The organism is Psychrobacillus sp. NPDC096389 (assembly GCF_044762855.1).
In the GTDB taxonomy this organism is placed as follows: Bacteria; Bacillota; Bacilli; order Bacillales_A; family Planococcaceae; genus Psychrobacillus.
In genome coordinates this window covers 180,882-203,682 of the sequence record NZ_JBIWFB010000004.1, presented here as the reverse complement: position 1 = coordinate 203,682, position 22,801 = coordinate 180,882, and the positions used below count along the sequence as shown (strand labels likewise).

At 37.3% G+C, this 22,801-nt stretch carries 21 protein-coding genes; 12 read left to right on the top strand and 9 right to left on the bottom strand.

Annotation, left to right across the window (positions count from 1 at the left end; translation table 11 throughout):
• Positions 1-52: 52 nt before the first annotated feature.
• On the top strand, positions 53-811 hold the full coding sequence (locus tag ACIQ38_RS12570) for a MerR family transcriptional regulator (RefSeq protein WP_402823140.1): 759 nt from the start codon (positions 53-55) through the stop codon (positions 809-811).
• A 17-nt stretch (positions 812-828) separates the two neighbouring features.
• Here ACIQ38_RS12570 and ACIQ38_RS12565 read toward each other — a convergent pair whose 3' ends face one another.
• From ACIQ38_RS12565 to ACIQ38_RS12550, 4 genes are all read right to left on the bottom strand, one after another.
• Positions 829-2,559 carry a MutS-related protein gene (locus tag ACIQ38_RS12565; RefSeq protein ID WP_402823137.1) on the bottom strand — a complete coding sequence of 577 codons (1,731 nt, stop codon included), beginning with the start codon at positions 2,557-2,559 and terminating at the stop codon, positions 829-831.
• A gap of 267 nt (positions 2,560-2,826) precedes the next feature.
• Positions 2,827-4,074: a DUF4153 domain-containing protein gene (locus ACIQ38_RS12560; RefSeq protein WP_402823135.1), complete on the bottom strand. Its 1,248-nt coding sequence runs from the start codon at positions 4,072-4,074 to the stop codon at positions 2,827-2,829.
• A gap of 461 nt (positions 4,075-4,535) precedes the next feature.
• Complete coding sequence (locus ACIQ38_RS12555; RefSeq protein ID WP_402823132.1) at positions 4,536-4,949, bottom strand: NUDIX hydrolase; 414 nt, start codon at positions 4,947-4,949, stop codon at positions 4,536-4,538.
• Positions 4,950-4,971: 22 nt separating this feature from the next.
• The gene (locus ACIQ38_RS12550) at positions 4,972-5,301 is read right to left on the bottom strand and encodes an MGMT family protein (RefSeq protein ID WP_402823129.1); all 330 of its coding nucleotides are present in this window, start codon (positions 5,299-5,301) and stop codon (positions 4,972-4,974) included.
• A gap of 138 nt (positions 5,302-5,439) precedes the next feature.
• Between ACIQ38_RS12550 and ACIQ38_RS12545 the strand changes: the two genes are divergently transcribed.
• Both ACIQ38_RS12545 and ACIQ38_RS12540 read left to right on the top strand, forming a co-directional pair.
• Entirely contained in the window at positions 5,440-5,763 is a 324-nt protein-coding gene (locus tag ACIQ38_RS12545) for a PadR family transcriptional regulator (RefSeq protein ID WP_402823126.1), read from the top strand.
• On the top strand, positions 5,756-6,787 hold the full coding sequence (locus ACIQ38_RS12540; RefSeq protein ID WP_402823123.1) for a DUF4097 family beta strand repeat-containing protein: 1,032 nt from the start codon (positions 5,756-5,758) through the stop codon (positions 6,785-6,787). The genes ACIQ38_RS12545 and ACIQ38_RS12540 overlap by 8 nt, the downstream gene beginning before the upstream one ends.
• Before the next feature lie 145 nt (positions 6,788-6,932).
• Here the strand turns inward: ACIQ38_RS12540 and ACIQ38_RS12535 are convergent, their stop codons facing one another.
• Positions 6,933-7,403 (bottom strand): DinB family protein, encoded by a 471-nt coding sequence (locus ACIQ38_RS12535; RefSeq protein ID WP_402823120.1) that lies wholly within the window; start codon positions 7,401-7,403, stop codon positions 6,933-6,935.
• 27 nt (positions 7,404-7,430) lie between these two features.
• Positions 7,431-8,279 (bottom strand): GNAT family N-acetyltransferase, encoded by an 849-nt coding sequence (locus tag ACIQ38_RS12530; RefSeq protein WP_402823117.1) that lies wholly within the window; start codon positions 8,277-8,279, stop codon positions 7,431-7,433.
• 69 nt (positions 8,280-8,348) lie between these two features.
• On the opposite strand from ACIQ38_RS12530, the gene aroD reads away from it, so the two are divergent.
• Together aroD and ACIQ38_RS12520 are read left to right on the top strand one after the other, a co-directional pair.
• On the top strand, positions 8,349-9,101 hold the full coding sequence (aroD, locus tag ACIQ38_RS12525) for a type I 3-dehydroquinate dehydratase (RefSeq protein ID WP_402823114.1): 753 nt from the start codon (positions 8,349-8,351) through the stop codon (positions 9,099-9,101).
• Positions 9,102-9,171: 70 nt separating this feature from the next.
• Positions 9,172-10,074 (top strand): DNA-3-methyladenine glycosylase 2, encoded by a 903-nt coding sequence (locus ACIQ38_RS12520; protein WP_402823564.1) that lies wholly within the window; start codon positions 9,172-9,174, stop codon positions 10,072-10,074.
• A gap of 45 nt (positions 10,075-10,119) precedes the next feature.
• Here ACIQ38_RS12520 and ACIQ38_RS12515 read toward each other — a convergent pair whose 3' ends face one another.
• The gene (locus ACIQ38_RS12515; protein ID WP_402823111.1) at positions 10,120-11,547 is read right to left on the bottom strand and encodes a stalk domain-containing protein; all 1,428 of its coding nucleotides are present in this window, start codon (positions 11,545-11,547) and stop codon (positions 10,120-10,122) included.
• A gap of 127 nt (positions 11,548-11,674) precedes the next feature.
• Between ACIQ38_RS12515 and ACIQ38_RS12510 the strand changes: the two genes are divergently transcribed.
• The 3 genes from ACIQ38_RS12510 to asnB all read left to right on the top strand — a co-directional run bounded on the left by ACIQ38_RS12510 (position 11,675) and on the right by asnB (position 15,859).
• Positions 11,675-12,574 (top strand): ABC transporter ATP-binding protein, encoded by a 900-nt coding sequence (locus tag ACIQ38_RS12510; RefSeq protein WP_402823108.1) that lies wholly within the window; start codon positions 11,675-11,677, stop codon positions 12,572-12,574.
• Entirely contained in the window at positions 12,567-13,805 is a 1,239-nt protein-coding gene (locus ACIQ38_RS12505; protein ID WP_402823105.1) for an ABC transporter permease, read from the top strand. The genes ACIQ38_RS12510 and ACIQ38_RS12505 overlap by 8 nt, the downstream gene beginning before the upstream one ends.
• A 209-nt stretch (positions 13,806-14,014) precedes the next feature.
• Positions 14,015-15,859 carry an asparagine synthase (glutamine-hydrolyzing) gene (gene asnB / locus ACIQ38_RS12500; protein ID WP_402823102.1) on the top strand — a complete coding sequence of 615 codons (1,845 nt, stop codon included), beginning with the start codon at positions 14,015-14,017 and terminating at the stop codon, positions 15,857-15,859.
• Between the two features lie 44 nt (positions 15,860-15,903).
• Here asnB and ACIQ38_RS12495 read toward each other — a convergent pair whose 3' ends face one another.
• Positions 15,904-17,031 (bottom strand): N-acetyldiaminopimelate deacetylase, encoded by a 1,128-nt coding sequence (locus tag ACIQ38_RS12495; protein ID WP_402823099.1) that lies wholly within the window; start codon positions 17,029-17,031, stop codon positions 15,904-15,906.
• Positions 17,032-17,041: 10 nt separating this feature from the next.
• Positions 17,042-17,755 (bottom strand): 2,3,4,5-tetrahydropyridine-2,6-dicarboxylate N-acetyltransferase, encoded by a 714-nt coding sequence (gene dapD, locus ACIQ38_RS12490; RefSeq protein WP_402823096.1) that lies wholly within the window; start codon positions 17,753-17,755, stop codon positions 17,042-17,044.
• A 294-nt stretch (positions 17,756-18,049) separates the two neighbouring features.
• On the opposite strand from dapD, the gene ACIQ38_RS12485 reads away from it, so the two are divergent.
• The 4 genes from ACIQ38_RS12485 (at position 18,050) to ACIQ38_RS12470 (ending at position 22,703) form a co-directional block, all read left to right on the top strand.
• Positions 18,050-19,048 (top strand): TAXI family TRAP transporter solute-binding subunit, encoded by a 999-nt coding sequence (locus tag ACIQ38_RS12485; RefSeq protein WP_402823093.1) that lies wholly within the window; start codon positions 18,050-18,052, stop codon positions 19,046-19,048.
• 44 nt (positions 19,049-19,092) lie between these two features.
• Positions 19,093-21,063: a TRAP transporter permease gene (locus ACIQ38_RS12480; RefSeq protein WP_402823090.1), complete on the top strand. Its 1,971-nt coding sequence runs from the start codon at positions 19,093-19,095 to the stop codon at positions 21,061-21,063.
• 123 nt (positions 21,064-21,186) lie between these two features.
• On the top strand, positions 21,187-21,999 hold the full coding sequence (locus ACIQ38_RS12475; RefSeq protein ID WP_402823087.1) for an ATP-binding cassette domain-containing protein: 813 nt from the start codon (positions 21,187-21,189) through the stop codon (positions 21,997-21,999).
• A gap of 179 nt (positions 22,000-22,178) precedes the next feature.
• Positions 22,179-22,703 carry a hypothetical protein gene (locus ACIQ38_RS12470; protein ID WP_402823084.1) on the top strand — a complete coding sequence of 175 codons (525 nt, stop codon included), beginning with the start codon at positions 22,179-22,181 and terminating at the stop codon, positions 22,701-22,703.
• Positions 22,704-22,801: the final 98 nt, after the last annotated feature.

Sequence of the window (22,801 nt, the reverse complement as noted above, 5' to 3'; positions counted from 1 at the left end):
TGACCTTCACGCAGCGTCAAGGTTTAGACTGTAGATATTAGGAGGTGAGGAAGTGGAATATACCGTACAAAAACTTGGTCAACTGGCTGGAATAAGCACACGCACGCTTCGCTACTATGATGAAATCGGCTTACTAAAACCTGCACGTATTAATTCATCAGGTTATCGTATTTATGGTTCTACGGAAGTAGATCGACTGCAGCAAATTTTGTTTTACCGGGAGCTGGGGGTGAATTTAGATAGCATAAAAGAAATAATGACTTCAGAAGACTTCGACGGGACAACTGCTTTAAAGGAACATCGGGAAAAATTGCTTGAAAAAAGAGCACAATTAGATTTATTAATCGAAAATGTGGATAAATCCATTCAATTAACAGAAAGGAAGATAATCATGACAGACAAAGAAAAATTTGAAGGCTTTAAACAAAAGCTTGTGGATGATAACGAACAAAAATACGGCAAAGAAATTCGCGAAAAATATGGCGAAGATGCTGTGAATAAATCGAATTCGAAAGTTAAAGGAATGACGCAAGCACAATATGAAGAAGTGACGAAGTTAGAAGAACAACTAGCTTTAAGTCTAAAAGCAGCTATGGCAACAGGTGATCCAGCTGGAGAACTTGCACAAAAGACAGCCGGCTTGCACCGACAATGGCTGAGCTTTTATTGGGATCAGTATACGAAAGAAGCTCATGCAGGTGTCGCACAAATGTATGTGGATGATGAACGCTTTACCGCTTATTACGATAAGATTCAGCCTGGTGCTGCAGTGTTTTTGAGAGATGCTGTGCATATTTACACAAAAAACTAAAAGGCGAGTTATGCCTTTTAGTTTTTTTGGTGTGTAACATTTTTCTCGATTAATCTTAGTTTATTAGAATCTGCAATCTGTTCAATGATTTCTTCCCATTCTCTCTTTTCCACAAAATTTTCTGCTAGTGCATTCGCCTTTTCTGTAATACTTTGTGGATAACCAAGTACTTCTAGAAGTTTAATGGCATTCCTTGTGTTGGAAGGACCGGGATGAATGGTGTAGTCAAATCGAACCTCACCGTTTTCGATGGATTCTCTAAAATGATAATTTGCATACACAGGACTGGCAATTTCCGTTAGTTCTATATCATGGGATGCAATAATATTCATTCCTTTATTGGACGAAAGCCATTCCATCATAGCTGCCGATGCTGCGATTCGTTCCACTGTATTCGTTCCTTTTAGTATTTCATCCACGAAGGATATACACGGTTTACCTTCCTCTATTAATCGCACAATTCGTTTAAGTGATTTAATTTCTGCGATAAAATAACTATCCCCATCTAACACATTGTCTTGAATGGCCATGGATGTCGCGATATAACTTGGTTTCATGATCCACATTTCTGCTAGTACCGTGTTAATGGTTTGTGCAAGAATGGCATTAATCGCGATTGCTTTAATGTAAGTGGATTTACCAGAAGCATTTGATCCAGTCACAAGCGTACTTTTACCAAGTGCCGATGTGTTTGTCACCGGCTTGTTGATAAGTGGATGTGCCATGTTCTTGAATAATAATTCTTCTTTGTCTACGAATTTAGGCGTGCAATATGTACCTACCGACTTCCGGTAAAATGCAACCGCTATTGCCGCATCTAGTTTACCGATAAGTTGCCATACTTCTCGATATTGCTTTTGATAGTCTGAAATTGTTTTGACAATTTTGTTGTAGGAAATAAAGTCGAGCAAAAATAATATTCGAATATACTCGAAAATAACATCAAACTCCCCTCCTCCTTTGTTACCAAGGGAAGAAATATTACTGAGAAACAAAATCTTTTTTAACGGTTTCATATTTTCTTTAAACCTATCTTCATATAAGTTAAACTCTGGCTGATTAACAGAAGAAAAACGTTTTCCTGTGTTAATGATGGAAGCAATATAGGTGACTGATAATAAATCATACTCCAACATACTTTTATTTCGGTAGTAAATGATTGTATTGATTAAAAAGGAGGCAAGCAAACAAAAAAGTCCCCATTTCAAGCTGAAAAACAACAAGACAATAGAAGCTATCGGCAAAAAAGCGAGGATATAATAAACAGTTGCATTCCTTACCTTCTTACTATTTGTGTCATAAAAAAAGGAGGTAGAATTAGTATAATCTCGTTTTCCAAGTCCAGAAAGTAGAAGAAGGATTTTTTCCCTTAATAATTGGTTGCTAGCAACTAAGGTGTAGAGTTGCTCATCTTCCTCTTTCTGCTCAAGTGTTGGATTAATTTCACGCAGCTGGTTAAATAAATATTCTGAGCCCACAGTCGTTTGTGTGTAATTGAGATTTTGAAAAACCTTATCCATCGATAAATCATTCCATGTTAATGCATCTACCCCATCGTAGCTTGCTTTGCTATTCTTTTTGTTTAACCAGTAGGATGAAATGGATTCTGTTGCTTCATTTTGTCTAATAAACGTCCCTGTTTCCCACTCTTCCCGAAACCTTTTTAGTCTTTTCTTATCTCTCGTTAGGAAATAATTAACCATAAAGAAAAACGCTAATACTAGAAAAATTATTAATAGATTTGACATTGAATCACCTCTTTACACTATACGGTTATAAGTAACTACTGGTTTCTTTTTTCGGGGGGCTGTGTTAAATATAATGGTTGATTTTGTATAGACAAAAGAGCATTTAGTGGAATTACATCTTTTCACATTACATCTAAATCCTATTTAACTTTAGAAATGTAAATAAGCCAATACTATGCAACTCTGTATAAAAAGCTACTTAATATCGGCTCTAAGGATTTTAAACGTTTTGGAAGATTGACTTTTCGTTACATTAACAGAACCTTTTTAATTAAAAATTATAGGAAAAGTAAATATAACGAGAGCTGCCCAAATTCCGTAGACCGGCAAATACTTAGTAACTGCATCTTGGATAGTTGCAGGTCCGGATTTGTTTTGTAGAAAGCTTATATAGGAGAACATAATCCAAATAAGATTTGCCCAGATAAGTATGTTTACTCCTAAAACAGCAAGTCTATTAGGCGTAATCCCATAAGAAGAAAGCCTGAACACGATGGCTGACAAAGCCACACTGTCAATGATAAGCGCAAGAACAATTAAGGCAAAACTTATATAATCTGAAATGTTCTTTTTCTCATCTGAATCGCTCTCGGTAATGGAAAAAATGGTAACGACCAATACACCAAGGAGTATTCCGTTGAAGGCTATCAGGAAATTGCGGTCCAAGAATGGATTTTTTCCGACCCATATAACCGTTATAAGATAGACTAACAATGTGACCAAGACAAGAGGACTAAAAATTTTAGCTATATATGGTGTAATATTCTTAGCAAGTTTAAGATTCATTGATACTAGGTATGCAGCCACAATAGCGAGAGCCGCAGCACCAAATAAAACGACATTGCTAAAATAAAATTCTTCTATATCCAAGCCAACAAAGCTAAATAACCTCATTGTTAATGCTGCTAGTACCATTCCACTAACTGCCATGCTGGCGTAGAGAATACAATATTCCAAATTAAATTTAATATAGGCTAATCTTGTATTGCTTTTTGAATATTCATTTCCTGTAAATGCAAGCCCTACCAATACCCATAAGAATATGGGTAGATGTAAATAAGCCAGGATAATACTGTCTTTATCATTTAATGGCAACATATTAAGATAAATCCCAGAAATCAGGAACAACACTACAAGGGAATAAATAACACTTTTTTTGGGAGTATTATTGTAAATAAAATAGGCTGCAATAAAGGGAATTATACCAAAGGCCAAGTTAATTGGAGCAATTGCTTCCTGCTCGATAAAATGGAAAATAATCCTGGTACTTATCCCGGCTAGAATGGCTAAAATGCCCATAAATAAGAAACCTTTTTGAAGCAAAGAAGATTTTTCTGTATTTGCCGTCTCCTTGAAATGCAATCTTTCATGCCAAATACCAAGAACCTGAGAATCAGGATTTTGTTCCCATGCGTGTGAGAATAACTTTTTAAAAGCTTTCGGGTCTTTTCTATACATTCTCTCCAGCTCATGAGGTTTGTCAATGTTTTCAATAATCAAATTGTTAACGTCCATAGTTATACCTCCCCTAATGATTGTTATATTAAGTTTCCTTCACATTGTTTAACTGCCCTCGTCACTTTTGTATTCTAAAATATCTCTAGCCTGCTATTCTAAAGCCTTACAAATTGCCTTTAAAGTAGATCAACGTTGTTACCTTTTCCATAAAAAACATCTAACTTATTTATTCTCATTTTGATTTTAATGTATATTTTATCGAATTACAATAAATTTTTATTAATATAAAAAACATTTTTATTGTATTCTTTGTTTTAAACAAAAATAAAAAGCATTCCTCAGTCAAAGAAATGCTCTATAACAATAAACCATTAAATTTTTAACTTGTATAGCTAACCTGTAGCGTAAGTTTAAGGGAAAACCTTCAATCTTGTATTTATTTTAACGTAAATATCTAGTGCCAAATTATATAGGAATCCTATTCTCCACAATCATTAACGATTAATCAACTTCTTTCTTTAACAGGGCTTTTTTAAAACTTGCTCAAGTATGTGGATATCTTCTGGATAAGCTAACGGAAGCATTGCAATTTCTTCTAACGACTTCCAAGCAATTTCATGAATAAACTCATCTGGATCTTGAAGCGATATTTCCCCGCTTACTATATCTACCCCAAAATATTCTACATGATAAGAAATTCCGTGTTCTCTAATGACACCACTTTTAGTATGTACTTTTTCAGTAGTCCGCACTGTAAAACCTGTTTCTTCCGAGAACTCTCGTATGCAGCATTGTTCAAATGTTTCCCCTTCTTCTAATGTCCCGGATGGAACGGTCCACTTTTTTTCTTCGTCTGGAGCTGCTTGAAGAACCATTAATATTTCCTTATTTTCATTTATACAAATACCTGCTGCACCTTGCCATTTGAACATTTTCTCTTCCTCTTTTCTTTCATCAGATTAAATCTACATCATTAATTTCAGGTACATATCTTGATTTTTTAAGATCCACAAGTCCATTGGAACGAAAGCAAACACCTTCTGCTTCTAGCATTGCACGCTGTGAGTAGGCTGATTCTTCATCTGGAATGGCGATTTCTCCTTTTATATTGATTACTCGATGCCATGGTAGGTTATGTTTTGCGCTCATCGTGTGGAGTATTCTAACGACCTGTCTTGCACCTCTAGGACTGCCAGCTTCTTTTGAAATTTGTCCATATGTCATGACTTTTCCTTGTGGTATCGCTTTTATTATTTCAATAACTCTTTCCGTAAAAGGGTTCATCACTTTTCATCCTTTCATTACTTCGATTATAACTGAAAAAGAATATTTTATACAGTACCTTGCATAGAATAATACTGTGTGATATATTGTTCTCAAAGGTACTATTCATTGAACAGTAGTGAAAGGAGTGAACTAGAAGTGAATATTCAATTTAAAAAAGGCGTACTGAATCTTTGTGTGCTTGTATTATTGGATAAACAGGATCGATATGGTTATGAGCTTGTCCAAAAAATATCGGACCAGATTTCCATTTCGGAAGGTTCCGTTTATCCGCTATTAAGACGCCTAACGAAGGAAGGATATTTTACCACTTATTTGCAGGAATCATCAGAAGGTCCGCCGCGTAAATATTACAAGTTGACGGAACTTGGTAGAACATATTTACATGAGCAGTTGAACGAATGGAAAAGCTTCACAAACGGAGTAAATAATCTAATCGAAGAGGGTGCAAAAAATGACTGAACAACAGTTTTTGAATGAATTAGAACTTGCATTAGCCGGACTTTCAGCAGAAGAACGAAACGATATCCTTTCTGATATAAAAGAGTATTTTATAAACGGTCGCGAGGATGGAAAAACGGATAGCGATATTGCCGCATCGCTCGGTTCTCCAAAAGAAATCGCACAAGAATTAGTGGAGTTTCCGATTCAAGAAAAAATAACGACTGAAAATAAAGTCATTAGAATTCCACAGTCCAACTTTTCCAATGTCATGATGAAAATTGACTATGGCTCTCTAAATGTGTTCCCTTCCGAAACAGACGAAACGATTATTGAGTTAATAGGAGAAAACGAAAAGCTTAAACTCACTGCAGAAGTCGTAAATGATACTTTATCCATTCAATTAAAATCGAAGAAATTCCAGTTTTTTAGCTTTATGTTCCTTATTAAAGAAATGAAAGTAAATGTAGCATTACCTAAAAAACTGTACACAACTATCATCATGAAAACAGATAATGGTCGTATCCGTGCGGAAAAACTGCTTGGTAAGGCGATTAAAGCAACTTCCGATAATGGCAGCATTGGCTTAAAAGAATTTGCCGCTACCGTTTTAGAAGTAGAAACTGATAATGGACGTATTGAAATTGATAAAGTCCAAGTCGATAAGCTTTCTACGCAAACAGATAATGGTCGCATTGAATTGCGAAATGTCGATGCTGAAAAAGTTATTACCGAAACAGATAATGGTCGAATCATCATGGATTATGTAAATGGGGATATCAGTGGGAAAACCGATAATGGTAGAATTACGCTTCTCACGTCAAGTCTCGATCGCATGATTCAATTAGAAACAGATAATGGCAGTATTTTAGTGGAAACAGAAACTGATCCAACGAACGTATCCATTTATACTAAAACGGATCACGGCAGAGTCAGTGTGTTTGGGGATAAAAATTCCCGTACAACATATGGTAATGGTTCTAATACTGTTCGCCTTTCCTCTGATAACGGGAAAATTACAGTTATGAAAAAAGGTGTAAGTTAAATTAGAGCCCTTTGCATTGGCAAAGGGCTCTAAATATTACTTCTAACTGATTTTTAAAAAACACCGCTTTTATTAAGAAATGACGCTTAACATTTTTTCTGATAAATACATCCAGTATTAACTAAACCATGGGTATCACCCTACTTTATGCAAGACCTCTTCCAATAAGGTTTGCGGATACTGGCTTTCTACCAAGTTCCCTTGCCCATATCGATAATTGGCCAATATGATGAATTTCGTGTGCAATTACATGGCGCATAACCTCACCCCATGTATCAGTATCAACCCTTCCATCGGGCATCGTTTCTTGAAACAAGCGATTTTCCATACTTTCATCCCATTCACGAACAAATTGCTCTACTTCTATTCGGAATTTAGCGTCTAAATCTCTAACCTTTTGTAAGCTTTGATAATCTCTGAAATTCTCTTGGAAATCTGGCTTTCCCTGAAGAATTTGTAACCAGCTCCATTCTACATCGATAATGTGGAAAAGTGTATGCAATATCCCACCTACTCCACCTGTTCTCTCGGCTAGGAGGTCTTCGTCGTCTAACTCTTCACACCATCGATACCAATCTTCCCTTACCATCCAGTTGTATCGAAACAACATTTGCAACATCATCGCCCCTTTGTTATTTGCTTTTTACTGTTCGAATCCCAAATGTACAGAATCTATCAATTTTTGATAGCCGATCTCTTGATAGATTTTGTTCGAAGTTGAGTTCAACATATCTGTGTAGAGAACGCAAAATTGAAATTCTTTTAGCAATTCCTTACTTCCGGCTGCTACCATTGTGCGAGCATATCCTTTTTTCCGCTCTTCTTTCGGCGTGAATACGAGTGAAACAGTGACGCCATTTGCTGTGGGTCTTGATTTTTTCATCATAGATACAATTTGACCTTGGTTTTCCCATAAGAATACTTCCTTTGCATCAAGCATCACTTTTACCCGTTTTTTAATTTCTGCTGGTGCAGTGTTTAGAAGTCCAGTGTCCTTCTCGAATTGGCTATACCATTTTTCAATAAGCGGTGCGTCGCCATGTGTAGCATACCGCCAAGATCCCGGGCTCTTTTCTAATGATTCGTCTACTTTGTCTAAACGATATAGTCCTTGATCCATTAAAACGGAAAAGCTTTGTCCCGTTTTTTCTTGCCACCTATGTGCAAATGCGTATGCCCACTCTTTTACACTAATAATGGAGTTGATAGAAATAGATTGCTGGATTAGTTCATTAATACTAAGTTCAATGCACTCTTCCATCCGATTTTCATTTACGAAAATGATATTGAGTGGATGTGGTGGGGTCATTTGAAACAGGGCTAGCAATTCACCCTCTTCTTCAATTGTCGCCATGTATGGATCTTCGTATTTCCCATCATTTATTGCTTGCAGTACCCCTAGGAACAAACTAAACTTATCTTCGTTTTTCTCTAAAAAAGGGGTGGCTATTGTTGCAAAATCTTTTGCATTTTTGTATCTCTGAAATTTCAACTTATTCTCCTCCTCTTTACCTTTGTATGTTAATATAACGTAAAATACGATTGAAGGGGAGTCAATTTTATGAAAATTGTTTCTATTCGAGATATTCATATTGGAGAAGGTGTTCCGAAAATTATTATTCCTCTTATGGGGAAAAACGTAGAGCAGCTTCTTGAAGAAATTAAAACAATTAAGCAAGCAGCCCCGGATATTGTGGAATGGCGTGCAGATGTACTAAAAGGAATTGAAAACTTAGAAATAGTAAAAGAGGCACTTTCCACCATTCGCGATGCCTTATTCCCTATCCCACTTCTTTTCACTTTTAGAAGTCACCGGGAAGGTGGAAATAAAATTATAGAAGATACTTATTATAAAGAACTTCTTGAAAATGTTATCGGGACAAAAGCAATCGACCTAGTGGATGTGGAACTATTTTCTGCAAATGTAAGCGAAATCGTGGAAACGGCCTCTGCTCATGGCGTATATGTAGTAATGTCCAATCATGATTTTGAAAAGACACCTGTCAAAGAAGAAATTGTATGGCGCCTACGAAGAATGCAAGAACTTGGAGCGCATATTCCGAAAATCGCCGTAATGCCTAAAATTCCAACCGATGTACTGATTTTACTTGATGCGACCTACACAATGAGCAATCTTTACGCGGATCGACCAATTATTACGATGTCCATGGCTGCTACTGGAGCAATTAGCCGAATTACTGGACAAGTTTTTGGATCTGCTGCCACATTTGGTTCTGGAGTAGAAGCATCTGCTCCGGGGCAAATACCTGCTGAAGAGTTAAGAAAAACATTAAATCTTTTACGTACGATTTAAAAAGCAAAATAACGAAACTCTTTATATTTATAATGGAGAAATAAGGAGTTGTGGAAAGTTGATATGTGATATGGAAAGCAATCAAATTATTTTACCCATCCCACCAGATTTTAGTTTCATCCAAAATCTAGGTTATTTGCAAAGATCGACGAATGAATGTATGTTCCAAATTCAAGACAATAAAGTGAGAAAAGCGATTGCTACGGATGAATTAATAGTACTAGTAGAGATTAGGGAACGAGATGAACACTCATTAACGATTGAGTTTTTAGGAAATACAAAACCAACTACTAACCAAGCGATGAAACAAGTAACAGCATACATTACGGAATGGTTTGATTTCCAAACAGATATACAACCTTTTTATGCTTTAGCCAACAGTGATACGCTTCTTCAACAAGCGATCGATGCATTTAGTGGACTGCGAATTATCGGTATTCCGGATTTATTCGAAGCAATGGCCTGGGGTATTCTTGGACAACAAATAAATCTACCATTTGCCTATACATTGAAGAGACGTCTAGTCGAGAAATTTGGAACTTCGCTGACTTACGAAGGTGAGCAGTATTGGGTTTTTCCAACGCCAAGTGATATTGCAAAGCTAACAGTAGAAGATTTAGTAGGATTAAAAATGACCGTCAAGAAATGTGAGTATTTAATAGATGTAGCCAATCAAATAAATACGGGGCAGCTTACGAAAGAAATGCTTCTAGAAACAAAGGATGTCAAAAAAGCGGAAAAGATACTGACGAACATTCGTGGAATTGGACCATGGACTGCAAACTATGTATTGATGCGCTGTTTGAGATTCCCTTCTGCTTTCCCAATAGATGATGTTGGATTACATAATGCGATTAAACATGTAATGGGTTCTGAACAAAAGCCAACAAAGGATGAACTATTAAGACTTTCTGTGCCTTGGAAAGGCTGGGAAGCTTATGCGACATTCTATTTGTGGAGATTTTTATATTGAAGAAAACGCCCCTTTTCATTGAAAAAGGGCGTTTATAATATCTATTTACGGGAGAAGCACTTCTAAAATATCTTCTGATACATAAGTTTTATTATTTTTTAATACAGGATTTTCTGCAAATTGTCGTAAACTTCGGTTATAGCTATATGTTTTATCTCCCACTGTAATAATTAGTGAGCTATTCCCTCTTTTTAAGTAAGTACCAAATCGTTTTGAATAAGTTAGCACTTGATAGTCAAGTTGCTCTGCAACTTTAACCAGTGGAATCATTTTTGTTCCATTTTGTACAAAGTGATCTTCTTCAATAATATGTTGAACTTCTGTCATTTCTGGTGACAGATTACTAAGTGCAACTATCTTGCTTGGCGGTGTTTGTGCCGGTATGCTCATAGTTGTGATTGTATAAAATACAGCTAACTCTTTTCCTTTTAAATCAGCTTGTTCAATCTTCTCGCCTTTTTCATTTACTAAAATTGTTTCTTCTCCAATGTTTAGCTTTAGTTCTTTATCTAAACTTAAAAACTCATCGTCAAACTTAGATACTTTAACAGAACCCATCTTCTCTTCGTCATGAACGATTACTAGTTCTGGCGATATTCGTGCTGGATAAATCAAAATCATTGGCTTGTTTTTGTCATAGTAAGCGTCTATACGTTGCCCTTTTTGAAATGATTCTTTTTGAATTGTTTTTGTTGTTCCGCTATTAAATGCAAGTGTATCATTATCGATTGTGAAGATGGTCGTAATTGGCTCTTTTTCTTCTGTTTCCACTGTAAGCGTTACTTTCCCATCCTTTGAAGCTACATCTTTAATCTTCCCCGAAGATTTCATGTAATCCGATGTGTCCTGTGTTAAAGGCTCGCCAATTGTGATGATTTTACTTGGCGTTGTTTGAGCCGGAATACTTCTAGTTGATGCTGTATAAAATACAACTAGCTCTTTTCCAGATAAATCGGCTTGTGTTAGTTCTTCGCCTTGTTCATTTACTAAAATGGTTTCTTCCCCAATGTTTAGCTTTAGTTCATTATCTAAACTTAGAAATTCTTCGTCAAACTTAGATACTTTAACAGAACCCATCTTCTTTTCATCGTGGACAATTACTAGTTCTGGCGATATTTGTGCCGGATAAATCATAATCATAGGCTTGTTTTTGTCATAGTATGCGTCTATGCGTTGCCCTTTTTGTAATGCTTCTTTTTCTACTGATTTTGTCGTCCCGCTATTGAACAAGAGCGTATCATCGTTCAATTTGAATATCGTAGTTTGCGGTTCTTTTTCTTCTGATTCCACTGTTAATGTCACGATGCCATCTTTCTTCTCAATGTCTTTAATTACTCCGGAAGACTTCATAAAATTGCTTGTGTCTGTTTGTTCCACCGTCGTTTCGTCCTCACTTTGCGCATTCGCCACTGGTTGATGGAAAACAAGTCCAGCCGCAAGGATAGTTACTGCAAAAATGCTTAGTTTTTTCATTTTATCGCTCCTCCATTCATAGAATTTGACGATTAACCTAGGAATACGTTACATAAAAAAGTGAAACATTTTCCATTCCATTCCGTATAACGTAACTAGAAAAGAAAAAATAGATGGGAGCTTAGTTATGACATTATCTATTAATCAAGTAACAAAAAGGTACCAAGACTTTGTAGCCGTTGATAACTTGACCTTTACAATTGAAAAGGGAGAGATTTTTGGATTAATAGGACAAAATGGCGCCGGTAAAACGACGACATTCCGTATGATTTTAGACCTTCAAGAAACAACAGAAGGTACTATTATGTGGAATGGCACACCTATCAATTCGATAAATCGAGACCTTTTAGGATATTTACCCGAGGAACGAGGCATTTTCCCTTCCATGACGGTAGAAGATCAGCTATATTTCTTTGGTGAATTAAGAGGAAAACTTCGAAAAGAACTAAAGAAAGAAGTGGATTATTGGATTGAACGTTTCGAATTAGAGGATAAACGAAAAGCGAAAGCAGAAACCTTATCCAAAGGAAATCAACAAAAAGTACAGTTAATAGCAAGCTTCATCCATCAACCAGAGTTTCTTATTTTAGATGAACCATTTAGTGGGTTAGACCCAGTAAATAAAGATTTATTGAAAAATGCTATTTTAGAATTAAAGGAAAAAGGAACGACTATCTTGTTCTCCAGTCACCAAATGGATAACGTAGAGGAGCTTTGTGATCATTTATGCTTGTTAAAACGAGGGGTCTCTTTATTTTCCGGTAGTTTATTAGACTTGAAGAAGCAATACGGGAAAACAAAATTGACAATTCGAACGGATGTCGGAAAAGACGTGCTTGGAAAGTTGAATGGCGTGAAGGATATACAACTCGGAAAAGATCAGTATATTTTAACGTTAGAAGATGAATCGTATGCCCAATCTATATTCGACTTTGTATCGAATGGGAAATATATAGAGAAATTTAGTTTAGATTATTTAACATTAGACGAAATTTTCAAAGATAAGGTTGGTGGCCCGAATGTCTAAGTTTTGGTTGCTTGTAAAGCAATTATATACACAAAAAGTGAAAGCCAAATCTTTTATTTTTTCAATCGTCCTTTATGTCGCTGTCATCAGTGGAGTAATGTTTTGGTCAGATATTAAAGAAGCCTTATTCCAAAGCGAACCTTTACAAGTCGCTATTTTGAATGAAACAGATGCGGATATTGAAAGTTTCTTTGAATCGACGAGTGATATAGAGTTTTCGTTTCCGAAAGAAGAGATAGCAGAAATAGAGCAGCAAGTGATCGATGGTGAATACGAAGCGGCTGTTTTTGTCCGAGATCAAGACAATTCTTTAGCAGCAGAAATCGCAACGTTCGAACCGCTTAAGTTTAATGATCAATTAAGTATTTCTTCTACATTGCAATACGCCGGGAAAATATATGAAGTGCAACAATTAAATTTAACCGCGCAACAAGCAGAAAAAATCCTTCAATCAGAAACGATTATTTCTGGGAAAAATTTAAATGTCGACTCAGCATCTGGGAAAAGTGAAGATGAAAAAGCTGCCGGTATTGGTGCATCTTTCTTAGTAGGTTTCCTGATCTACTCGTTCGTGATGACATTTTTATCGATGATTACAACAGATGTTGCCTCTGAAAAAGGTTCACGTGTTTTAGAAGTACTGCTTGCGAGTGTTAAACCTTCTACTCACTTTATGGCCAAACTAACGGGGACTTTTTTACTTGCTTTAACGCAAATTGGAGCACTTTTAGTTGTCCAAGGTTTGTTATTTATGTTCATCGACGGTGGTTCGAAATGGGATATGGTCGTGGACATTGCAAATGAATTATCCTTTAGTTATATCGGATATGCCGTGTCGTTTTTATTGTTAACGATTATTCTATACTTAATATTAGGAGCACTCCTAGGTTCACTAGTTTCCAAAGTGGAAGAGTCAGGCCAAGCAATGATGCCTGCCATGATGGTTGGGATTATTGGTTTTTACGTGTTAATCTCGGGAATGGCTAGTCCTGATACGATGCTTATCAAAGTTTTCTCATACATCCCTTTCACAGCAGGAATGGTAATGCCCCTTCGAATTGGTGCAACCGATATTGCTTCAGTTGAACCAATTATAGCAATGCTCGTGTTAATCGGAACCGTTATACTAATGTTCCTAGTAAGCCTATCATTCTACAAACGAAGCGTACTAACATACAGCTCAGGTGGCATTATCCAAAAAATTAAAACTGTTCTTAAAGTGACAACATAAAATTACTTGGCATTTTACGCTAGTTCCCGGTGCCACCCCCTCCTGAAAGCTTAAACTTTCAGGAGGGCTTTTTTTGTTTGTTACAAGATTGTTACTGGTGCCAGGCACCAGTAACAATCTTGTCATATTTCTAGGGCTCAATTAATCTGCAGGCACAAATTTGGTAGTTTCTTGCATAAAATAGTTCATGAAAGAAAGGATGCGGATATATGTGCGGAATTACAGGGTGGATTCATTTTAAGAAGGATTTGCGCAATGAGAAAACAATTGTGGAAAAAATGACCGGGACGCTTGGCAAACGAGGGCCTGATGATCATAATATTTGGGCTGCAACTCATGTATTGCTTGGGCATCGACGATTAACGGTAGTTGATCCTATCGGTGGAAAGCAACCAATGATTAAAACGTATCAATCTAACCAATATACGCTTTGTTATAACGGTGAATTGTATAATACAGAAGACCTTCGCAAGGAATTATTAAAACGAGGACATTCTTTTTCGGGCCATTCGGATACGGAAGTGTTATTGACCTCTTATATTGAATGGAAAGAAAATTGTATAGATCATTTCAATGGAATTTTCGCTTTTGCTATTTGGGATGAGCAGGAGCAAAAGCTTTTTATCGCAAGAGATCGTCTGGGGGTAAAACCACTTTTTTACACAGAAAAAGCTGGCGGCATACTTTTCGGTTCCGAACTAAAAGCACTTCTTGCACATCCAGAAGTATCTCCAACAATTAATCGAGAAGGGTTAGCAGAAATAATTGGATTAGGGCCCTCTCGCACTCCCGGTTCAGGCGTTTATGAAGGAATTCATGAATTGCGCCCTGCACATGCACTTACTTTTTCTAATAATGGACTTCGTATTTGGCGATACTGGAATGTACAAAGTGTGGAACATACCGATTCTTTAGATGAAACTGCGGAGAAGGTACGATATTTAGTAACAGACGCAGTGGAGCGCCAACTCGTATCAGATGTTCCCCTTTGTACATTTCTTTCTGGTGGCCTTGATTCAAGTATCATCACTGCAATTGCCTCTCAAGCTTTCACTCGTGATGCAAAAGGCAAACTCCACACATACTCCATAGATTACGAAAACAATAATAAACACTTCAAAGGAAACGCATTTCAACCATCAGATGATCAACCGTGGATTCGAAAAGTTTCTAGTAAATTGAATACAATGCATCATCATGCCGTTATCAGCCAGAAGGAATTAGCAGAATACTTAACAGAGGCTATGCATGTGCGTGATCTTCCCGGGATGGCGGATATCGACTCCTCATTACTCTGGTTTTGTCGGGAAATAAAACAAGACTTCACAGTAGGATTGTCCGGAGAATGTGCCGATGAGATTTTCGGGGGGTATCCTTGGTTCCATCAAGTCGCGAATGCTGAGAAAGGGTTCCCTTGGATTCGCTCTACAAATGAAAGATACTCTTTGCTAAACGACAGCTGGAAGAAAAAGCTAGCTATACATGAATATGTCCAACATGCACACGATACGACGATTGCGGAAACTCCCCTTTTAGACGGAGAATCTTCTATTGAATCAAAACGACGTGAACTATTCTATTTAAATATGACTTGGTTTATGACCACTTTATTGGATCGAAAAGATCGTATGAGCATGGGAGCTAGTTTAGAAGTTAGGGTACCTTTTGCGGATCATCGATTAGTCGAATATGCATGGAATATTCCGTGGGACTTCAAAATGGTTGGCAATCAGGAAAAAGGCATTTTAAGAAAAGCATTTCAAGAAGATCTCCCGTATGACGTACTTTACAGAAAAAAAAGTCCTTATCCGAAGACGCATAATCCTGTTTACACCGAGCTCGTCAGCAACATTTTGAAAGAACAATTACAGGATAAAAGTTCAATTCTGCATGAACTTTTCCATCCAAAACGCCTCTCTGATTTAATCGAATCCAATGGGGATGCTTTTAAAGTACCATGGTTTGGCCAATTAATGTCTGGGCCGCAACTATTAGCTTATTTAGCGCAACTGCATATTTGGTTTAAAGATTACAAGGTGCAGCTTGTGGATTAACAAAAAGAACCTACTCTTCATTTTAAGCAGAGTAGGTTCTTCTTTTATTTAGTTGCAATTTCACGGAAATAAGCATCCAGAAATGGTACAAGGTAATCCAAAACGGCTTCGCTTGGATTTAATTTTGCATGATGAAGTCCAAATGGTGAGTCTACTCCTGCCCAAAATAAAACACCTGGAATTTCTTGTAAAAAGTAGCCAAAATCCTCCCCTGTCATAGCAGCATCACAAACGATTGCGGTAGTCGATGGATGTTGCTTGGCAAATGTTATGAATTCATTTGCTAAAGTATCATCGTTTTTTACTTGATAATAAGATGAACCATAATCGATTCGAATATCGCAATCAAATGCTATTTCAGTGGCCTGGCAGAAAGATTCTATTTTTTGTTTAATAGACATCATTGTTGCTGCATCCATCGTTCGAATCGTTCCTTCTAATCGTGCTTGACCAGAGATGATATTCTGAACAGTGCCTGAAGACATTTTCCCGATTGTTAAAACTGCAGGATCCATTGGGTTAACGGATCTACTGACAATCGTTTGAAGTTGCAATAACAATGTGGCAGCTGCAATAGACATGTCTTTTGCTTGATGTGGAAAAGCTGCATGCCCTTCCTTCCCTACTAAATCGATAAACAGTTCGGAAGTATTCGCAAATAACATACCTGGGCGGGTTGCAACTGTCCCTACTGGATATTCAGGTGCAATATGAAATGCATAGATTTGGTCCGGAACTAGTTCTGGATGCTCTTTTTTCAACCACTCTCTCATTGGCAAGGCGCCACCAGGACCTTCTTCAGCCGGTTGAAAAATAATTACTGTATGATCGTTTATTGGTTTATCCACAAGTTTTCTGAGCAAACCTAAAGCCACCGTCATATGCACATCATGTCCACAGGCGTGCATCTTTCCCGCGTGCTCCGATTGAAATGGAAGACCTGTTGCCTCCGCTATTGGCAATCCATCAATGTCTGTACGCCAGCCAATTGTTTTTTTTCCCTCGGTTCCTTTAATTTTCACAACAATACCTGTTTTCCACTGAATGATTGTTAATCTTTCCTGTGGAAGTGCATAAATTTGGTCCAATAAATACGCTTGCGTTTTTACTTCTTGAAAGCCTAGCTCCGGAATGCGGTGCAAATCACACCGAATTTCAATTAATGATTTCATACGCCACCTCTTATAATTGGCGTAGTTCTTGCATAATTTCCGTTTTAGAACGTGTTTGATCATCGATTTCTTTTATTACTCTTGCAGGTGTTCCAGCAACTACTGAATACGGTGGAACATCTTTCGTAACAACTGCTCCGGCGGCAACTACCGCTCCTATACCGACTCTGCAACCTTCTAACACAACTGCATTGGCACCGATTAATACGTCATCCTCAATGATAACTGGCGTAGCAGAAGGTGGTTCAATTACACCTGCAAGTACAGCCCCAGCTCCTATGTGACAATTCTTCCCGACCGTCGCACGGCCACCAAGAATGGCACCCATATCGATCATCGAACCTTCCCCAATAACAGCGCCTATATTAATAACCGCTCCGAGCATAATAATCGCATTATCCCCAATACTCACTTGATCCCGAATAATTGCTCCTGGCTCGATACGTGCATTAATTCCTTTTATATCTAATAGTGGAATAGCAGAATTTCTACTATCGTTTTCTATTACTAAATCTTCAATTTGATTGGCATGTTCAGTAAGCGCTACTTCAATCTCAGCCCACTCCCCAAACAATATAAGTGAATTACCTTCCCCAAATACCTTAGTATTTTCTCCAAAAGAAAGCTTGTCGATTTCTTTCCCTTTTACATATACCTTCACCTGTGTCGACTTTTTTGCATGTTGAATATACGAAATAATTTCATATGCATCTAATTGCTTCATTCTCCATACCTCCCTTAAAAACATGTAGTAATTGTACAGGAATTTTTATTAGAAATCACGCACTTAAATACATTTTTTGTGATTTAATTCAAGAAAAAGTTATTTCTTTTACGCAAATATCGTGATGTCTTGTCTATTTATTAGATAATTCAAAGAAAGCGTTATAAATAAAATTAGTAAAAGTATAATAATGTTAGTCCTCTGTTTGAAATGCCAACAATATTAAATGTTTTTTTCACGAAATGAAAGCGCTGTCAAACAGAACAAAACAATAACTTAATTGGGGGGAAAAAGTTGAGAAAAAGTCTGTTCGGATTTATGACTATACTTCTAGGTATGATGCTATTGACGGTAGCATGTAGTAAAGGCGATACGAATATTGCAATAGGGCCTCCTGCAAGCGAGACAAATTCGGTTTCCAAAATCATCTTGGGTGCCTATGGTCTTGAGAAGGGGGATTACAAAGAATACCAAGAAGGATTTGGAGATGCTGCAGACGGTGTACAAGATGGAAATATCGACATTTCGATTGGAATTTTAGGACTTCCGGCTGCAAGTATTGAAAGTTTGCAAGCATCAGTTGGAGATGTTGTCATGATAAGCTTGTCTGATGATGCCATCGCCAAAATAGAAGAAACCAGTGGATACAGACGCCACACAATTCCAAAGGACACATACGATTTCCTTGAATCCGATGTCGAAACGGTTACAGCGTATGCCATCCTCATGGGTAGTACGGATACAATCGATGATGAACTTGGGTATGAACTTGCAAAGACTATGATTGAGAAAGCAAGCGAAAATACACATGCTCAAGCTAAACAAATGATTTTAGAAAATGCGCTTCGAGGTGCGGAGGGGCTTCCAATACATCCAGGTGCTAAGCGTTACTATGAAGAACAAGGTTTGACGGTGGATAATCCCGTCGCTGAACTTATTGCGGACGAAAGTAGCCGTAAAAATGAATTCATACTAGGTACGGGTAGCCAAGGGGGTACTTATTATCCTCTCGGAGGTGAAATGGCAAGCATTTGGAATAAATACATCGACGGTATCAACGTTACAAACACGGAAACTGGAGCATCAGTAGAAAACTTATCCAGCATCCGAGATGGTCATATGGACCTTGGGATGACCGTACATGTTCCAGCATTACAAGCTGTGAACGGTGAAGCTGCATTTGAAGGAAATGAAGTTCCAAACGCAGCTTTTATCGGACATATTTATCCTGAAGTTATCCAAATTGTTACACGGGAAAGTGCTGGAATTAAAAGCTTCGAAGATTTGAAGTAGTGTTTAGTCCTTTAAATGTCTGAGTTCAAAAGAGAGGTGGGCAAATGCGTGATCAGCATACAGTCGATGCTCAAGAAATTTTAGAGAAATACGACAAAGAAAATCAATTTCGTACAAGGATTGGTAAGTGGGCGTGGGTTGTCACATTTTTAGGTGTTTCTCTCACTATATTTCATCTATATACAGCGTACTTCGGTACGCTTCCTTCCCAAAAGCAAGGGGCCGTTCATTTAGGTACTGCCCTTGGGGTTATCTTTCTTTTGTATCCTATAAAAAAAGGAATGCAAAAGATACAGAAAACTGTTCCATGGTATGATATTTTACTTGCCTTTACATCGATGTATGTAACGTACCATAAAATTATATTTTTTGATTCAATTCTGCAGAGTAGGATTTCCGGATATAGTCTTCCTGATGTACTCATTTCGGTAATAGGAATACTTCTAGTGCTAGAAGCTACTAGGAGAACAGTCGGTTTACCAATAGTCATTGTGGCATTTGCGGCTATGCTATATGCAATTTTCGGTAATTTTGTTCCAACGCAAATCCTATCCCATCCCGGTTTTTCAGTGGATCGAACGGCAACAACTCTTTGGTATAAAGAAAGTGGTGTATTCGGAACACCAGTTCAAATCTCAGCGAAGTTTATTTTCCTTTTCTTATTTTTTGGTGTAATGCTCGTTCAAACAAACATCGGAAAATTCTTTAATGACCTTGCATTTGCCTTGACTGGCCGCTATACAGGCGGAACAGCAAAAACGGCCGTAGTGGCAAGTGCATTACAAGGAACCGTTTCGGGCAGTTCAGTTGGCAACACTGTTGCAACTGGATCATTTACGATCCCAATGATGAAGAAAGCTGGATTCAAGCCTGAATTTGCCGGGGCAACGGAAGCTGCTGCCTCAACCGGAGGACAAATAATGCCGCCCATGATGGGGGCAGCAGCATTCATCATGATGGAATATTTGGGGGTTTCATATGGAGTCATCATGTTGGCGGCTGTTATTCCTGCCATCCTCTATTTCACAGGGATTTTTATCGGAACGCATTTTGAGGCAAAAAAATTAAAGATATTTGGATTACCGAAATCTCAATTACCTTCTTTCAGAAAACTTTTGAAAAGAAACTGGTTTATGCTTCTTCCATTACTCGTTATCATCGCGACGATTATGTATGGTTTTACACCTCAACGGGCAGCCCTTTTTGGAATCATCGCTGCATTTTTGGTTAGCCTTATTCGTAAAGAAACAAGGATGTCATTTAAACAAACAGTAAACGTCCTTGAACAAGGTACAAGAGTCGCACTCCCTGTTATAGCAGCAGTAGCAACCGCTGGTGTCATTGCAGGTGTCGTGAGTATGACTGGTCTTGGCTCAAAATTTGCTTCTGGAGTTATCGCTTTATCAAACGGTTACTTGTTTCTTGCGCTAATTTTCACCATGATTGCTTGCCTTGTCTTAGGAATGGGACTACCAACAACGGCAAACTATGTCGTTACAGCAACGATTGCGGCACCAGTACTTATCAATGAATTTGGAGTAGCACCAATTGCTGCGCATATGTTCGTCTTTTATTTTGGAATTGCTGCCGATATTACCCCTCCAGTATGCCTTGCAGCGTATGCAGGAGCCGGTATTGCAGGAGCTAATCCATTTAAGACAGGTATGAATGCAGTAAAGTTAGCCATAGCAGCGTTTATCGTTCCTTATATTTTCATTTACAATCCGATTTTAGTAATGGTAGATGTCGAACCATTTTTATTAGTATTCTCAGTTGTTGCTGCTCTAGTCGGTATGATTGCTGTTAGTAGCTCCATGATTGGTCACTTTATTCGAAATTCGAGAATTTGGGAAAGGTTTGCCCTATTCATTGCGGGGATTATGCTCATTGTACCCGAGCTTGTTAGCACCCTAATCGGGGCAGTCTTAATCATAGCAATTTGGTTTGTCCAAAAAAAGAGAGCAGACGATGACTATGAATTGGAAAGCTCGTCAGCGGGACAGCCCACATCGTAAAAACGATATCTAAATTTTTCACAATGCCAAGGGATATTTACTTTCTCTTGGCATTTTCCAAATATGTTATTTGTTTTCCACACCAAAATATGACAAAATAATCTTAAAACAGGTTGTGACTAAATGGGAAAGACCGTTTTGGAGACGTCAAATTTAAGTAAAGACATAGAAAATCGTACTATTTTACAAAATGTTTCCTTTCGTTTTAAGGAAAAATCGGCTGTTGCTATTCGTGGATCCAATGGCTCCGGAAAAAGCACCTTATTGAAGTTGCTTGCAGGAATTTATGAACCAACTAACGGAAAGTTAATAAGAAATACAAATAGGATTGCATATGTCCCGGAGCATTTTCCAGAGAACCTTCGATTTAAACTGAAAGAGTATTTAATATTAATCGCTTCCTTTCAAGGTATATCTGAATTGGATATGAAATCAGAGCTATCTGAATATAGTAGTTTGTTTGGAATAGAACCCTATATGAACACACCTCTAAAAAAATGTTCAAAAGGGACAAAACAAAAAGTAGGAATCCTTCAAGCCCTTCTAACCAAACCAGACATCCTTTTATTAGATGAACCTTTAACAGGGTTAGATACGAATTCCCAACAAAATTTAATGACTATTTTAGAAAAGCTGAAAACTAAAATGACGATTATTTTTACAACTCATGAAGACCTGTTAGTGGACAACATTGCAAATCAAATATTATACGTGAAAGATGGAAGTGTATTAATTCAAACAGAAACTAAAAGCTCCTATCGAATAATTAAAACAAGATTTCCAAACAAAAACTCTTTGGCTGAACTTGCATTTGAGGAAATTCACATGGAAGAAGATATAGCGATAATAACCGTACCTATAGATAAAAGCGATTTCCTGTTAAAGGAACTTTTGAATAGAAAGTGTTCTGTACTTGAAGTCAGGGAAAGGATATAACTGTGCAAGGATATATAAAATACCAATTTAAAAGCTATATACGCTCTTTCAAAATAATACCGCCAGCAGCAACCTTCTTCATATGGATCTTTGTTTTATATCATTATAGCGGCGTGGAAATATTAAGTAGTTACGCCGTCACAAGCATTGTCTTGTATCTAGTGACAACATGGATATCCATGAACTTATTTTCAATGGAAGAGGAATCCGAAAAAAATCTTTTATTTGTTCAAGTCGGGAAAGTTAGATATTTACTTGGCAAATGGATTATCATTCTACTTGTTACGTTTGTATTAATGCTATTTGCAATTTTTTATCCAATACTATTGGATAGTTTTAAAGAAACATTACAACCAATACATTTAGGACTTTCTATATTAATACACCTTTTATTAGCCATTTTCGGTATTTTAGTTGGTTCTTTTTCATCCATCACTTCACTTATTCCAAAGAGGTACGCATGGCTTTCCGCCGTTCTTATTATTGCCATCAGTCTTTCATACGATGGCATAGTGGAAAAGCTGTCATTGTTAAAGTGGCTATTATTAATATTTCCTCCAGTAGTAAATGTTATTAACTTCTTTGAACCGGATGACTTAAATTATTTTGGGAAAGAATTTTGGACTATCTCCTCGTTCGGGGCCATATACTGCATTATTATCTTTTTTTCATTAGTGAAGTTGTTTTTAAAAAAAGAAAGTTAAAATATGCTATAATGAATGCAACTAATTTTGAGAGGATGATGGGTGGACAATGGATATTTAATCTTATTTCTTAAGTAGAGGTTTAACAAAATAAACAC

Coding starts and splice junctions, on each gene's coding strand:
- aroD (WP_402823114.1), top strand. CDS start 8,349: ATGAAAATTGTTTCTATTCGAGATATTCATATTGGAGAAGGTGTTCCG.
- ACIQ38_RS12565 (WP_402823137.1), bottom strand. CDS start 2,559: ATGTCAAATCTATTAATAATTTTTCTAGTATTAGCGTTTTTCTTTATG.
- ACIQ38_RS12480 (WP_402823090.1), top strand. CDS start 19,093: ATGCGTGATCAGCATACAGTCGATGCTCAAGAAATTTTAGAGAAATAC.
- ACIQ38_RS12515 (WP_402823111.1), bottom strand. CDS start 11,547: ATGAAAAAACTAAGCATTTTTGCAGTAACTATCCTTGCGGCTGGACTT.
- ACIQ38_RS12560 (WP_402823135.1), bottom strand. CDS start 4,074: ATGGACGTTAACAATTTGATTATTGAAAACATTGACAAACCTCATGAG.
- ACIQ38_RS12495 (WP_402823099.1), bottom strand. CDS start 17,031: ATGAAATCATTAATTGAAATTCGGTGTGATTTGCACCGCATTCCGGAG.
- ACIQ38_RS12475 (WP_402823087.1), top strand. CDS start 21,187: ATGGGAAAGACCGTTTTGGAGACGTCAAATTTAAGTAAAGACATAGAA.
- dapD (WP_402823096.1), bottom strand. CDS start 17,755: ATGAAGCAATTAGATGCATATGAAATTATTTCGTATATTCAACATGCA.
- ACIQ38_RS12555 (WP_402823132.1), bottom strand. CDS start 4,949: ATGTTCAAATGGCAAGGTGCAGCAGGTATTTGTATAAATGAAAATAAG.
- ACIQ38_RS12505 (WP_402823105.1), top strand. CDS start 12,567: ATGTCTAAGTTTTGGTTGCTTGTAAAGCAATTATATACACAAAAAGTG.
- asnB (WP_402823102.1), top strand. CDS start 14,015: ATGTGCGGAATTACAGGGTGGATTCATTTTAAGAAGGATTTGCGCAAT.
- ACIQ38_RS12550 (WP_402823129.1), bottom strand. CDS start 5,301: ATGAACCCTTTTACGGAAAGAGTTATTGAAATAATAAAAGCGATACCA.
- ACIQ38_RS12510 (WP_402823108.1), top strand. CDS start 11,675: ATGACATTATCTATTAATCAAGTAACAAAAAGGTACCAAGACTTTGTA.
- ACIQ38_RS12520 (WP_402823564.1), top strand. CDS start 9,172: ATGGAAAGCAATCAAATTATTTTACCCATCCCACCAGATTTTAGTTTC.
- ACIQ38_RS12540 (WP_402823123.1), top strand. CDS start 5,756: ATGACTGAACAACAGTTTTTGAATGAATTAGAACTTGCATTAGCCGGA.
- ACIQ38_RS12470 (WP_402823084.1), top strand. CDS start 22,179: ATGAACTTATTTTCAATGGAAGAGGAATCCGAAAAAAATCTTTTATTT.